This window comes from Oerskovia sp. PE-21s (assembly GCF_056158145.1).
Genome location: NZ_JBUXJM010000002.1, coordinates 585,424 through 598,924 on the forward strand (window position 1 = coordinate 585,424; position 13,501 = coordinate 598,924).

Here is a 13,501-nt window from a genome sequence, read left to right on the forward strand (position 1 = left end):
GGTCGAGATGACCGGGACGACGAAGGCAGGAACCCCGCGCGACGCCGAGGAGCCGACGCAGGCCCCGCACCCCCCCGGGGTGCGGGGCCTGCGGGCCGAGATGCTCGCGGTCGCTCGGAACCTGAGCGGGCCAGGGAGCTCGGGGGTCGCGCGTCGCTCTGCGGTCTGCACGCTCGTGACCGACCGGCTCACGGCGCTGTGGGACGAGGCGACGGCGGGGGAGAGCACCGAGGGGATCGCGCTCGCCGCGGTGGGGAGCCTCGGCCGGGCCGACATGGGGCCGGTGAGCGACCTGGACCTCGTGCTCGTGCACGACGGTCGCAGCCACTCGCCCGAGCAGGTCGCGGCGGTCGCCGAGCGGCTCTGGTACCCCCTGTGGGACGCCGGGGTGGACCTCGACCACGCGGTGCGCTCGTTGTCGCAGTGCCGCCAGGTCGCGTCCAAGGACGTGCCTGCGGCCGTGGGCTGGCTCGACGTGCGTGCGGTCGCAGGGGATCCGCTCGTGGTCCACCGGGCCGCGTCGGCGGTCCTCACGGACTGGCGCTCGGCGTCGCGCCGTCGACTGCCTGAGCTGTTGTCGTCGATCAAGGACCGGGCCGAGCGGTCGGGTGAGCTCGCCTACCTGATCGAGCCCGACCTCAAGGACGCGCGCGGCGGTATCCGGGACGCCGTGGTCCTGTCGGCGTTGGCCGCGACGTGGCTCACGGACCGTCCCCACGGGACCGTCGACCGCGCGTACGCGCACCTGCTCGACGTGCGCGACGCGGTCCAGGTCGTCACGGGTCGCCACACGAACAGGCTCCTGCTCGCGGACCTCGACGAGGTCGCGGCCCTGAGCGGCTACGACGACCCCGACGAGCTCCTGGCGAGCCTCGCCGAGGCGGGCCGGGAGATCTCCTACGCGCTCGACACCACCGTCCGGCGTGCACGCCAGGCGCTCCAGCGTCCGAGCGTGGCCCGGCGTCCGGTCCTCGTGCGGGGTCGGCGGGCCGCGCCGCGGCTGCGGTCGGTCGGGGACGGACTCGTCGAGCACGACGGCGAGCTGGTCCTCGCGATCGACGCCCACCCCGAGACCGACCCTCTGCTCGCGCTGCGCGCCGCGGCGACCGCGGCCCGCACGGGGCTGACCCTGTCGCCGGTGTCCGTGAGCAGCCTCGCGCACTGCCCGCCCCTGCCCGAGCCGTGGCCTGCGCTGGCGCGGTCGGCCTTCCTCTCGCTCCTGGGGAGCGGGCCCGCGCAGGTCGCGGTGTGGGAGGCGCTCGACCTCGTGGGGGTCGTGACGACGTGGATCCCCGAGTGGGCGGGGGTGCGCAACCGGCCTCAGCGGGCGGCGGTCCACCGGCACACGGTCGACCGTCACCTGGTCGAGACGGTCGCGCGTGCGGCGCGTGACCGCAGGGCGGTCGAGCGGGGCGACCTGCTGCTGCTCTCGGCGCTGTTCCACGACATCGGCAAGCGCTCCGGTGCGCAGGACCACTCCGAGGAGGGTGCGCGCCTCGTCCCGGGCATCCTGCGCCGCATGGGCTTCGGGGACGGGGTGCCCGACGACGTCGCGCGCCTCGTGCGCCACCACCTCACCCTGTCGCGGCTCGCGCTCTCGGCGGACCCGGACGACCCGGCGACCGTCGCCGAGCTCGCCGACGCCGTCGGGCAGCGACGAGACCTCCTGGACGTGCTGCGCGCGCTGACCGAGGCCGACTCCTCGTCGCTCGGTCCGGCGGGCTGGACCGCCTGGCGCGCGCGCCTCGTGGACGACCTCACGGCCGCGACCCGCGCGACCCTGCCCGAGTGACCGTCCCCGACCGGTAGGCTGGGGACTTCCCTGATTCACGAGCGGTAAGGATGACGCGGTGTTCGCCACGCTGTCAGATCGATTGTCGTCGACCTTCAAGAACCTGCGGAGCAAGGGCCGTCTCTCCGAGGCGGACATCGACGCCACGATCCGTGAGATCCGGCGCGCGCTCCTCGACGCGGACGTCGCCGTGCCCGTCGTCAAGGACTTCACCGGTGCCATCCGGTCCAGGGCCTTGTCGGCCGAGGTCTCCGGCGCGCTCAACCCTGCCCAGCAGGTCGTCAAGATCGTCAACGAGGAGCTCGTCGCGATCCTCGGCGGCGAGAGCCGTGGGCTGCGCCTGGCGAAGAACCCGCCGACCGTCATCATGCTTGCGGGCCTCCAGGGCGCCGGCAAGACGACCCTGGCCGGCAAGCTCGCGCTGCACCTGCGCGAGCAGGGGCACACGCCGCTGCTCGTGGCGGCGGACCTGCAGCGCCCCAACGCGGTCAACCAGCTCTCCGTGGTGGGCGAGCGTGCCGGCGTGCCGGTCTACGCTCCGCTGCCCGGCAACCAGGGTTCCGAGGGGGAGTCGGGCACGAGCGTCGGCGACCCGGTCCAGGTCGCCCGCGACGGTGTCGAGACCGCGCGCCAGCGCCAGCACGACGTCGTGATCGTCGATACCGCGGGCCGCCTCGGCGTCGACGCCGAGCTCATGCGCCAGGCCGCGGACATCCGCGACGCCGTGAACCCGGACGAGATCCTGTTCGTCATCGACGCGATGATCGGTCAGGACGCGGTCGCGACGGCCAAGGCCTTCGAGGAGGGCGTCGACTTCACGGGCGTCGTCCTGTCGAAGCTCGACGGCGACGCGCGCGGTGGCGCGGCGCTGTCGGTCGCACGCGTCACGGGTCGGCCCATCCTGTTCGCCTCGACCGGTGAGAAGCTCACGGACTTCGAGCCGTTCCACCCGGACCGCATGGCGTCGCGCATCCTCGACATGGGTGACGTGCTCACGCTCATCGAGCAGGCCGAGAAGGCGTTCGACGCCGACGAGGCCGCGAAGATGGCCGAGAAGGTCGCGAGCGGTCAGGACTTCACGCTGGCGGACTTCCTCGTCCAGATGCAGCAGATGAAGAACATGGGCTCCATGAAGAAGATGCTCGGCATGCTGCCGGGCATGGGGCAGATGCGTGAGGCGCTCGACAACTTCGACGAGCGAGAGGTCGACCGCATCGAGGCGATCATCCGCTCGATGACGCCGGGCGAGCGCGACAACCCCAAGATCATCAACGGGTCGCGACGTGCGCGCATCGCGCGAGGGTCGGGCGTCACGACGAGCGACGTCAACCAGCTCCTCGACCGGTTCGCGGGCGCGCAGAAGATGATGCGTCAGATGAGCCGTGGCGGCGGCATGCCCGGTATGCCCGGCATGGGAAACCTGCCCGGCATGGGCGGCAAGAAGGCTCGTGGGCGCGTCGCGCCGCCGCCCAAGGGGCGCAAGGCGAAGTCGGGCAACCCGGCCAAGCGCGCCGCGGAGGAGGCGGCCCGCCAGGCTCGCGCCCTCGGCGGACCCGCCACGCCCCCCGCGGCGCCGGGCGCGGCGTTCGGCGCTCTGGGCGGTGCCAAGAGCGCGCAGAAGTCGCCGGACCCGGCCGACCTCCAGCTCCCGCCCGACCTGGAGAAGTTCCTGGGGCGCTAGCGCGCTAGGTTATGTCCTGCAGGTCACGGTGGCCCTCACCGTGACCCCCGTCCGTCCCGCCCGGCCCCGGTCCTCGACAGGTCGGGCGAGCCCGACCGCCCGAGAACTGGGAGTCCGATGTCCGCGCTCGAAGGCCCCTCGCTGCACCTGCGGGGGCACATCCTCCTGGGAGACGACCGTGAGGTGTCCGACCTCTGGGTCAAGGACGGTCACGTCACGCTGACGCGTCCCTCGGCGCAGGGCACCAACATGGTGGCGCTCGAGGGCTGGGTCCTGCCCGGCCTCGTGGACGTCCACTGCCACGTGGGCCTCGGCAAGGACGGTGCGGTCGACAACGCCACGGCCCAGGCGCAGGCGATCGCCGACCGCGACAGCGGGGCGCTCCTCCTGCGCGACGCCGGTTCCCCCCTGGACACCCGGTGGGTCAGGTCGCGGCGCGACCTGCCGCGCCTGGTGCGTGCAGGGCGCCACATCGCCCGCCCCAAGCGCTACCTGCGCGGCTACGGCCTCGAGCTCGACGACGTCGCGCAGCTCCCCGAGGCCGTGCGCCAGGAGGCGCGCGCCGGGGACGGCTGGGTCAAGCTCGTGGGCGACTGGATCGACCGGGACCTGGGCGCCGACGGCGACCTGCGCCCCCTGTGGCCCCAGGACGTGCTGACCGAGGCCGTCGCCGTCGCGCACGCCGAGGCCGCGCGCGTCACGGTGCACGCCTTCTCGAGCGAGGTCGTCCCGTCGCTGCTCGCGGCCGGGGTCGACTGCATCGAGCACGGCACCGGGATCCACCCCGACGACATGTACACCCTGTCCGAGCGCGGTATCGCCGTGACGCCCACGCTCCTGCAGATCAGCGAGTTCGAGAACATCGCCCGCCAGGCCGACGCGAAGTACCCGCTCTTCGCGGCGCGTCTGCGCGACCTGCACGAGCGCCGCTACGAGCAGGTCCGTCAGCTCCACGAGGCGGGCATCCAGCTCCTCGTCGGGACGGACGCGGGCGGGACCATCGGTCACGGCCGGATCGCCGACGAGTGCGCCGAGATGGTGGCCGCAGGCGTCCCGGTCGCCGACGTGGTCGCGGCCGCGAGCTGGCAGGGACGCGAGTTCCTGGGCTACGGCGGGCTCGTCGAGGGATCGAGCGCGGACCTGATCGTGTACCCGGCAGACCCGCGCGAGAACATCGAGGTGCTGCGGCACCCGACGGCGGTGATCTTGCGCGGGGAGATCGTGGCGCCGCTCTGAGCGGTGTGTCGCCTGCGTCGACGTGCGCTGGGCGTGGTCGCGTGGGGGTCGTGGCGCCGTTCTGAGCGGTGTGTCGCCTGTGTCGACGTGCGCTGGGCGTGGTCGCGTGGGGGTCGTGGCGCCGTTCTGAGCGGTGTGTCGCCTGTGTCGACGTGCGCTGGGCGTGGTCGCGTGAGGGTTGTGGCGCCGTTCTGAGCGGTGTGTCGCCTGTGTCGACGTGCGCTGGGCGTGGTCGCGTGAGGGTTGTGGCGCCGTTCTGAGCGGTGTGTCGCCTGTGTCGACGTGCGCTGGGCGTGGTCGCGTGAGGGTCGTGGCGCCGCTCTGAGCGGTGCGTCGGCTCGGCTGCGACGCGATGTTGGTCGCCGGGTGCTGCATCTGGCACAATAGCCGGGTACTCGGCGTGCCCGGCCCCTCTCTCCGCGCACCGCCGTGTCCCGACATCGTGCTCACCTGGTCCCCACCGGGAGGACGCACGGGTCACCTCACCCAGAACCAGGAGAGACCACCACAGTGGCCACCAAGATTCGTTTGAAGCGTCTCGGCAAGATCCGTGCGCCGTACTACCGTGTCGTCGTCGCGGACTCGCGCACCAAGCGTGACGGTCGTGTCATCGAGGAGATCGGCAAGTACCACCCGACCGAGGAGCCGTCGCTCATCGACATCTCCTCCGAGCGTGCGCAGTACTGGCTGAGCGTCGGCGCGCAGCCGACCGAGCAGGTTCTCGTGCTCCTCAAGATCACGGGTGACTGGCAGAAGTTCAAGGGCCTGCCGGGCGCCGAGGGCACCCTGCGCGTCAAGGGCGAGAAGGTCGACCCGGCCGCCGCCATCGAGGCTGCCGCCAAGGATGCCGAGAAGGTCAAGGCGAAGGCTGCCGAGAAGAAGGCTGCTGCGCCGGTCGAGACCGAGTCCGCTGACGCGGCTGAGGCAGCCGAAGAGCAGGCCTGATGCTCGGCGAGGCGCTCGAGCACCTGGTGCGCGGGATCGTGGACAACCCGGACGCCGTCCGGGTCAACGCGAAGCCGCTGCGCCGGGGCGAGCTGCTCGAGGTCCGGGTGCACCCCGAGGACCTCGGTCGCGTCATCGGCCGCGGTGGGCGCACGGCCCGTGCCTTGCGCACGGTGATCGGTGCCCTGTCGGTCGACGGTCCGGTCCGTGTCGACGTCGTCGACGTCGACCGCCGCTGACGACGGCTGAGCGCAAGCCGATACACAGCACGACGTGACGGTTCCGACCGCACGCTGACGAGGCCCGGTCCCCCTCAGGGTGGACCGGGCCTCGTCGTCTGCCCATCACCTGCCGCCGCCGTCGCCGCCCGTCCGACGCCCGCCCGCGTGGTGTGGTCAGGACGTGCGCGCGCACCGCACGGGTGACACGGTGGGAGCGCCCGGCCGCTGGGCAGTTCCCACGCACGACGAGCACGTAACACGACGAGAAGGAGCACACGATGCAGCTCACGGTGGCCCGTATCGGCCGCGCCCACGGACTGCGCGGCGAGGTCGCGCTGGACATGCGCACCGACAACCCCGAGGCGCGTCTCGTCGTCGGGTCCACGATCGACACCGAGCCCGCCGAGGCAGGACCGCTGACGATCGAGCGCGCGCGCCTGCACCAGGGCAAGTGGCTCGTGACGTTCGCGGGCGTGACCGACCGCTCGGCGGCCGAGCGCATGCGCGGCATCACGCTCGTCGTCGAGGCCGACGTCTCCGACGAGGAGGACGCCTGGTACCCGCACGAGCTCGTGGGGCTGCGCGCCGAGCTCGAGGACGGGACCGTCGTGGGCGAGGTCCAGGGGCTCGAGCACCTGCCGGCGCACGACCTGCTCGTGCTCAAGGAGACCGACGGCACGCGCACGCTCGTGCCGTTCGTGCACGCGATCGTCCCCGTGGTGGACGTGCCGGGCGGGCGGGTCGTGCTCGACCCTCCGGGCGGCCTCCTCGCACGCGACGCCGACCTGCTCGAGGTCGCCGAGCCGACGCCCGGCTCGGCTGCCGAGGAGGGTGTCGACACGTCCGACGACGACGGCGCGGACGACCGCACGACCGACGGGGCCAACGACTGACGTGCGCATCGACATCGTCTCGATCTTCCCCGAGTACCTCGCGGCCCTCGACCTCTCGCTCGTCGGGAAGGCGCGCGTCGCGGGCCTGCTCGACCTGCGCGTGCACGACCTGCGCGACTGGACCACCGACCGCCACCGGACCGTCGACGACACGCCCTTCGGCGGGGGAGCGGGCATGGTCATGCGCCCCGACGTCTGGGGGCAGGCCGTCGACGAGCTGACCGCGACCGGACCCGCGCACCTGGTGGTGCCGACGCCGTCGGGCACGACGTTCACCCAGCGCACCGCGGAAGCACTGGCGACCGAGGACCAGCTCGTCTTCGCGTGCGGGCGCTACGAGGGCATCGACGCCCGCGTGGCCGAGCACTACCGTGCGGCCGGGCACCGCGTGAGCGAGCTCTCGATCGGCGACTACGTGCTCAACGGGGGAGAGGTCGCCTCGCTCGTCATGGTCGAGGCCGTCGCCCGCCTGCTGCCCGGGGTGATCGGCAACCCGGAGTCGCTCGTCGAGGAGTCCCACGGCGCTGCCGGGCTGCTGGAGTACCCCGTCTACACCAAGCCGCCCCTCTGGTCGGGCCTCGAGGTGCCCGACGTGCTGCTCTCGGGGCACCACGCCAAGATCCGCCGCTGGCGACGCGACCGGGCGCTCGAGAAGACCTCCGTTCGCCGACCCGACCTGATCGCGGCCCTCGACACGAGCACCCTGGACAAGCACGACCGGGCGTTCCTCGCCTCGCTGGGCTGGGAGGTGCGCGGGGGAGCCCTGCACCGGGCCCCGGGCAGCGCCGGACCCGCCTCCGGTGCCACCGCCGGCGGTGTGGCAGAATAGACCCTTGGTGTGCGCCGGTCGGGCCTCTGCCACAGGGGAAGCCCACCGCACGTCCGCGTGCGCGACCGATCACATGCGAGCACCACCCACGTACTGAACCGGACCCGCCTCGCGGTGGGCCACGAGAACGCGTCTGACCTGTGGCAGGGCGGGGAGAGATCAATGCACACGCTGGACAGCGTCGACGCAGCATCGCTGCGTAGCGACATCCCGGAGTTCCGGGCCGGAGACACCGTCAAGGTCAACGTCAAGGTCGTCGAGGGCAACCGCTCTCGTGTCCAGGCGTTCCAGGGCGTCGTCATCGGCCGCCAGGGTGGCGGCGTCCGCGAGACCTTCACGGTCCGCAAGATCAGCTTCAGCGTCGGCGTGGAGCGTACCTTCCCGGTGCACTCCCCGACCCTCGAGTCGATCGAGCTCGTCACGCGCGGTGACGTCCGTCGCGCCAAGCTGTACTACCTGCGCAAGCTGCGCGGCAAGAAGGCGAAGATCAAGGAGAAGCGCGACGCGCTCCCCTCGAAGTGACCCGAGCCTGACCTCACGTCAGCCTCGTCGCACGCCCACGGGCGGCCACCTCACGGTGGCCGCCCGTCGGCGTTCCGGCGCCTGTCGGCCGGCCCACGGCAGCAGCCGCCGGTTTCGCCCGACGGCCCGCGCAGTGGCACAGTGATCGCGTGACAGACAGCGCCGCACCGGCAGCAGCCCGACCCGAACCCGTCCCCGGCGCGACGCCGTCGGCGCGGACGGACGCCAGGAGCCAGATGGAAGCGGGGTCTGCCCCGGCGCGGCCCGCGCCCCGTCGCGGCTCGCTCCTGCGCGAGACCGTCATCATCCTCCTCAGCGCGCTGGTGCTGTCGTGGTTGATCAAGACGTTCCTCGTGCAGGCGTTCTTCATCCCGAGCGCCTCGATGGAGGACACCCTGGTCGAGGGGGACCGGGTCATGGTCTCGCGCCTCGTCCCCGACGCGTTCGACGTGCACCGTGGCGACGTCGTGGTCTTCAAGGATCCGGGAGGCTGGCTCCCGCCGTACGTGGCCCCGGACCGCGGGACCGTCGGCAACGCCGTGACGTCGGCCATGACGTTCGTGGGGCTGCTCCCGCAGGACACGGGGGAGCACCTCATCAAGCGCGTCATCGGGACCCCGGGCGACCGGGTCGTGTGCTGCGACGCGCAGGGACGCGTGAGCGTCAACGGCCAGCCGGTCGACGAGACCTACATCAAGCCGGGGTCCGTCCCGAGCCAGGACCCTTTCGACGTGGTCGTCCCGGAGGGCATGCTGTTCGTCATGGGTGACAACCGGCAGCACTCGGCCGACTCGCGGTACAACACCGGCAAGCCGGGCGGCGGGTTCGTGCCGATCAGCAACGTCGTCGGGACCGCGTTCGTCAAGGTGTGGCCGCTGAGCGACTTCACGCTGATGCGCAACCCGGGCGACGTGTTCGCGGAGGTGCCGGAGCCATGACGACCGACCTCGGTGCGCCGCTCGTCGCGGGAGAGCCGGACGTCGCGCCGACCCGACGCGCGCCCCGCAAGGCCCCCGCGAAGCGGTCGACCGGGCCCAAGCCGCCGACGCTGCGCCACGAGCGCGCGATCCTCGACTCGGGCGCGCGGCTCGTCGCGGGCATGGACGAGGTGGGGCGCGGGGCCCTGGCGGGGCCGGTGAGCGTGGGTGTCGTCGTGGTGGACCTGAGCACGGGCGCGTTCCCGAAGGGCCTGACCGACTCCAAGATGCTGACCCCCGCGGCCCGCGAGGCCATGCTGCCCGCGGTCCGGGACTGGGGGCTCGTGTGGGCCGTGGGGCACGCCGGACCGGCGGAGATCGACGCGCACGGCATCGTCGTGGCGCTGCGGCTCGCAGGCCGCCGCGCGCTGGCCCAGGTGCGACGCTCGCTCGGCCCGGTCGACGCGGTCCTGCTCGACGGCAAGCACGACTGGCTGACCCGACCGAGCGCGGACCTCTTCGAGGCGTTCGACCTCGACCCCGAGGACGACCTCGCCCTGCCGGACCCGGCCGTGCGCACACTCGTCAAGGCCGACCTCCAGTGCGCGTCGGTCGCGGCGGCGAGCGTCCTGGCGAAGTGCGAGCGCGACGGCCTCATGACGGGTCTGGCGCGTCAGTACCCGGCCTACGGGTGGGACGGCAACAAGGGGTACGGGGCAGCCGTGCACGTCGAGGCACTCAAGGCCCACGGCCCGACGCCGCAGCACCGGCGGAGCTGGCGGCTCCCCGAGCGCGACGAGGCCTGAGGGTCGGGGCGCGCCGCGCTCGACGCCCGATCCCGGCTTGTGGCACGCGATGGTCCATGATGGTGCAGTGAGCGCCGAAGACCTCGAGAACTATGAGACCGAGATGGAACTGGCCCTCTACCGCGAGTATCGCGATGTGGTGGGCCTGTTCTCCTACGTGGTCGAGACAGAGCGACGTTTCTACCTGGCGAACCAGGTGGACCTCCAGGTCAGGTCGGCCGCAGGCGAGGTGTACTTCGAGCTGCGGCTCGCCGACGCCTGGGTGTGGGACGTGTACCGTTCCGCGCGCTTCGTGAAGTCGGTGCGCGTGGTCACGTTCAAGGACGTCAACGTCGAGGAGCTGGCCAAGGCCGAGCTCCAGCTCTAGCTCGCTCCAGCAGCAGTCCTGCGGCCCCCCGGACCGGGTGGCCGCAGGACTGTCGTGCTCCTGCGCAGGCGAACCGTGCACAGGTGACCTTCTCGAGCCTTCCTCCACAACCGGGGCCGCCGCAGCCCCGCTGCAGCCGCCGATCGGCCACGGTGTGTGCCGGAGGTGGGACATGAGAGCGAAAGACGCTGTCGGTCGGTACGGGGAGAAGGTCGCCGCAAGGTACCTGGTCGACGCCGGGTGGGTGGTCCTCGACCGCAACTGGCGGGGCACCCGGGGCGAGCTGGACCTCGTCGCGCGCGACGGGGACGTGCTGGTGGCCGTCGAGGTCAAGACCCGGCGCGGGACCGCCTACGGGCACCCTGCGGAGGCCGTGACCCCTGACAAGCTGGCCCGTCTTCGCCGGCTGACCGGGGAGTGGGTCGCGACGCACCCGGTCCGCCCCGCGTCGATACGCATCGACGTCGTCGCCGTGATCCTGCCCGCCGCCGGGGCCGCGCACGTCGAGCATCTCGTGGGGGTCAGCTGATGTCGCTCGGGACGACGTTCGCGGTCTCGCTCGTCGGTCTCTCGGGACACCTCGTGGAGGTGCAGGCCCACCTCGCCGCCTCGGTCCCGGGGTTCACGCTCGTCGGGCTGCCCGACGCGGCCCTGTCCGAGTCGAGGGACCGCGTGCGCGCCGCGATCGCCTCGTCGGGCATCGAGTGGCCCCAGCGCAAGATCACCGTCAACCTGTCACCGGCCTCGCTGCCCAAGGCAGGGTCGGGCTTCGACCTCGCCATCGCCGTCGCGATGCTCGCCGGAGCGCGCAAGATCTCCGTCGCGGACCCCGAGCGCGTCGTGCACCTCGGTGAGCTCGGGCTCGACGGTCGGCTCCAGTCGGTGCGGGGCGTGCTCCCTGCGGTGGCCGCCGCCGTCGCGGCCGGGCTGCGTGACGTCGTCGTGCCCGTGCAGGACGCGGACGAGGCCCGGCTCGTCCCGGGGGCACGCGTCGTGGGCGTCGCGAGCCTGGCGGAGATCGCCGCCCTGTACGGCGCCGAGCTGCCCGGGATCGTGACCCCGAGCGCCGCCGCCCGCCCGGGCCGCACAGCCGGACCGCGGCGGGCCGAGGGGGACCTGCGCGACGTCCTGGGCCAGGAGCAGGCGCGGCGCGCGCTCGAGGTCTCGGCGGCGGGCGGTCACCACCTGCTCCTGGTCGGGCCACCAGGGGCCGGCAAGACCATGCTCGCCTCCCGGATCACCGGCATCCTGCCGGACCTCGACGAGGCGGAGGCGGTCGAGGTCACGGCCGTCCACTCGGTCGCGGGGGTCTTCGACCCGGGACAGGGCCTGATCCGCCGCCCGCCCTACGAGGACCCGCACCACACCGCGACCCCGGCATCGATCGTCGGCGGGGGCAGCGGGCTGCCACGGCCCGGGGCGGCGTCCCGGGCGCACCGCGGCGTGCTGTTCCTCGACGAGGCGCCGGAGTTCGGCTCGCGGGTCCTGCAGACCCTGCGCCAGCCGCTCGAGCACGGCGAGCTCGTCATCCACCGCGCCGCCGGGAGCGCGCGCTACCCGGCCCGCTTCCAGCTCGTGCTCGCCGCCAACCCGTGCCCGTGCGGGCTCGGGATCGGCAAAGGGCTCGAGTGCTCGTGCAGCCCGCTGGTCCGGCGCCGGTACTTCGCCCGCCTGTCGGGGCCGCTGCTCGACCGCGTCGACGTCCAGGTCGAGGTGCGTCCCGTGTCGCGGGTCGACCGGGCGGGCGGGGCCGACGTCGAGTCGAGCGCGACGGTCGCGGAACGGGTCGCCGCGGCCCGTTCCGCGGCCAGGGCCCGGCTCGCGGGGACGCCGTGGAGCACGAACGCCGAGGTGCCGGGGACCTGGCTGCGCGAACGGCTGGGGCCGGACCCGCGGCTGCTTGCGGGGATCGACACGGCCCTCGACCGGGGAACCCTCTCGCTGCGGGGAGCCGACCGGGTGCTGCGGCTCGCCTGGACCGTGGCCGACCTGGCCGGTCGCGCCGCGCCGAACGCCGGGGACGTGGGGCAGGGGCTCGCGCTCCGGACGCGAGGTCACCATGGCTGAGGCCCGGCCGACCTTCGACGTCGACGACCCGCTGCTCGCCCGGGCCGCCTGGAGCCGGATCGCGGAACCGGGGGACCAGGTCGCCGGTGCGATCGTCGCGCACCTGGGCGCCGGGGACGCGCTCGCATGGCTCCACGAGGTGGCGTCCGGTGCGGGTCCGCTCGTGCCGGAGGCCCTCGCGTCGCAGGGCGAGCGGCCGTCGGTCGACCGTCTGCTGCGCGCCGTGGAGCGGTGGCGCGGCAGGCTGGCGACCCTCGACCCCTCTCGCGAGCTCCGAGCTCTCGACCGGCTGGGCGGGGCGCTCCTGGTCCCCGGCGACCCGCGATGGCCGACGGCGGTCGACGACCTGGGCGAGGCCGCGCCCCTCGCGCTGTGGGTCCGTGGCGAGAGCGACCTCGCAGGTCTGTCGCGACGCTCGCTCGCGCTCGTGGGAGCTCGCGCGTGCACCGAGTACGGACGCCACGTCGCGGCGGACCTCGCCTCGGGTCTGGTGGACCGGCGCTTCACGGTCGTCTCCGGCGGTGCGTACGGGATCGACGCCGCCGCGCACCGCGGCGCGATCGCCGCACGGGGCCGGACCGTCGCCTTCCTCGCGGGAGGGGTCGACCGCCTCTACCCGGCGGGCAACACCGACCTCCTGCGGGCGGTCCTGGACGAGGGGAGCCTCGTCAGCGAGACCCCACCGGGGTCCGTCCCGAGCAGGGTCCGCTTCCTGCAGCGCAACCGTCTCATCGCGGCCTTCTCCCGGGCGACCGTCGTCGTCGAGGCGGCCTGGCGGTCCGGCGCGCTGAGCACCGCGACACACGCGAGCGCGCTGCTGCGGCCCGTGGGGGCGGTCCCCGGGCCCGTGACCTCGATGGCCTCCGGTGGGTGCCACCAGCTCCTGCGGGACGCCCGGGCCGTGTGCGTGACCGACGCCGACGAGGCCGCCGAGCTGGCCGGGCACGTCGGGGCGGACGCGTCGACCCCGCGCACCGGGCGCTCCGCACCCCAGGACGACCTCGACGAGCTGGGCACCAGGCTGTGGGACGCCCTGCCGTTGCGCGCGCACGCCGCCGTGGACTCCGTGGCGCGGACCGCCGGCCTCGGTGTCGACGAGACCCTCGGCGGCCTCGGCCATCTGGAGCTCGTCGGGCTCGCCGAGCAGTCCGGAGGCCGGTGGCGACGGGCGCCCCGTGCGTCCCAGGGCGTGGGCTCCACGACGCGGAGGCGGTGAGCGGCGACA

14 protein-coding genes are annotated in these 13,501 nt (G+C 73.4%); all 14 read left to right on the forward strand.

Annotation, left to right across the window (positions count from 1 at the left end; all coding sequences use genetic code 11):
- Window positions 1-7 precede the first annotated feature (7 nt).
- Window positions 8-1,792: a [protein-PII] uridylyltransferase gene (locus ACZDYF_RS05660; protein WP_364073724.1), complete on the forward strand. Its 1,785-nt coding sequence runs from the start codon at window positions 8-10 to the stop codon at window positions 1,790-1,792.
- A gap of 58 nt (window positions 1,793-1,850) precedes the next feature.
- Window positions 1,851-3,473 (forward strand): signal recognition particle protein, encoded by a 1,623-nt coding sequence (gene ffh, locus ACZDYF_RS05665; protein WP_400274836.1) that lies wholly within the window; start codon window positions 1,851-1,853, stop codon window positions 3,471-3,473.
- A gap of 117 nt (window positions 3,474-3,590) precedes the next feature.
- Entirely contained in the window at window positions 3,591-4,709 is a 1,119-nt protein-coding gene (locus ACZDYF_RS05670) for an amidohydrolase family protein (RefSeq protein WP_191790581.1), read from the forward strand.
- A gap of 510 nt (window positions 4,710-5,219) precedes the next feature.
- A complete protein-coding gene (gene rpsP / locus ACZDYF_RS05675) occupies window positions 5,220-5,654 on the forward strand; it encodes a 30S ribosomal protein S16 (protein WP_030150614.1) in 435 nt (144 codons plus the stop codon).
- Window positions 5,654-5,893 carry an RNA-binding protein gene (locus ACZDYF_RS05680; RefSeq protein WP_030150613.1) on the forward strand — a complete coding sequence of 80 codons (240 nt, stop codon included), beginning with the start codon at window positions 5,654-5,656 and terminating at the stop codon, window positions 5,891-5,893. The genes rpsP and ACZDYF_RS05680 overlap by 1 nt, the downstream gene beginning before the upstream one ends.
- A gap of 260 nt (window positions 5,894-6,153) precedes the next feature.
- Window positions 6,154-6,768, forward strand: coding sequence for a ribosome maturation factor RimM (gene rimM, locus ACZDYF_RS05685; RefSeq protein ID WP_475054525.1), 615 nt, complete (start codon window positions 6,154-6,156; stop codon window positions 6,766-6,768).
- A gap of 1 nt (window position 6,769) precedes the next feature.
- The gene (trmD, locus tag ACZDYF_RS05690) at window positions 6,770-7,597 is read left to right on the forward strand and encodes a tRNA (guanosine(37)-N1)-methyltransferase TrmD (protein ID WP_475054528.1); all 828 of its coding nucleotides are present in this window, start codon (window positions 6,770-6,772) and stop codon (window positions 7,595-7,597) included.
- A gap of 162 nt (window positions 7,598-7,759) precedes the next feature.
- Window positions 7,760-8,119, forward strand: a complete 360-nt coding sequence (gene rplS, locus ACZDYF_RS05695; RefSeq protein WP_191790584.1) for a 50S ribosomal protein L19 — start codon at window positions 7,760-7,762, stop codon at window positions 8,117-8,119.
- A 236-nt stretch (window positions 8,120-8,355) separates the two neighbouring features.
- Window positions 8,356-9,057, forward strand: coding sequence for a signal peptidase I (gene lepB, locus ACZDYF_RS05700; protein WP_475054529.1), 702 nt, complete (start codon window positions 8,356-8,358; stop codon window positions 9,055-9,057).
- Window positions 9,054-9,842 (forward strand): ribonuclease HII, encoded by a 789-nt coding sequence (locus tag ACZDYF_RS05705; RefSeq protein ID WP_475054530.1) that lies wholly within the window; start codon window positions 9,054-9,056, stop codon window positions 9,840-9,842. The genes lepB and ACZDYF_RS05705 overlap by 4 nt, the downstream gene beginning before the upstream one ends.
- A gap of 67 nt (window positions 9,843-9,909) precedes the next feature.
- Entirely contained in the window at window positions 9,910-10,209 is a 300-nt protein-coding gene (locus ACZDYF_RS05710) for a DUF2469 domain-containing protein (protein ID WP_024840525.1), read from the forward strand.
- Between the two features lie 172 nt (window positions 10,210-10,381).
- On the forward strand, window positions 10,382-10,738 hold the full coding sequence (locus tag ACZDYF_RS05715) for a YraN family protein (protein WP_191790587.1): 357 nt from the start codon (window positions 10,382-10,384) through the stop codon (window positions 10,736-10,738).
- On the forward strand, window positions 10,738-12,276 hold the full coding sequence (locus ACZDYF_RS05720) for a YifB family Mg chelatase-like AAA ATPase (protein ID WP_475054531.1): 1,539 nt from the start codon (window positions 10,738-10,740) through the stop codon (window positions 12,274-12,276). The genes ACZDYF_RS05715 and ACZDYF_RS05720 overlap by 1 nt, the downstream gene beginning before the upstream one ends.
- Window positions 12,269-13,492 carry a DNA-processing protein DprA gene (gene dprA, locus ACZDYF_RS05725; RefSeq protein ID WP_475054532.1) on the forward strand — a complete coding sequence of 408 codons (1,224 nt, stop codon included), beginning with the start codon at window positions 12,269-12,271 and terminating at the stop codon, window positions 13,490-13,492. The genes ACZDYF_RS05720 and dprA overlap by 8 nt, the downstream gene beginning before the upstream one ends.
- Window positions 13,493-13,501: the final 9 nt, after the last annotated feature.